1 pseudogene is annotated in these 255 nt (G+C 60.8%); it reads left to right on the top strand.

The features are described 5' to 3' along the window. Positions 1–255, top strand: a pseudogene (locus tag AACY45_RS29070) (IS110 family transposase); the annotation flags it as partial.

Below are 255 nucleotides of genomic sequence, written 5' to 3' on the forward strand. Positions count from 1 at the left end.
GCCGAGTACGGTCTAGTCGCCCCGAAGGAGTTACTGATGCTGCGTCGTGCGATACCGTGCTGGCTAGAAGATGCGGATAACGGTTTGACGGTTCGCTTGCGTCGGCTACTGAATGGCTTGTGGGGCGACCTTCGCGCACTGGATGAACGTGTTGGCGAACTCGACAGCGAGATATCTGCAATCGCGGCAAGCGAGCCGAGTGCCGTCCGTTTGCAGCAGCTGCGCGGGGTTGGCCCGATGATCGCCACCGCACTT

The organism is Pseudomonas sp. RA_35y_Pfl2_P32, from assembly GCF_963970735.1.
GTDB lineage: Bacteria > Pseudomonadota > Gammaproteobacteria > Pseudomonadales > Pseudomonadaceae > Aquipseudomonas.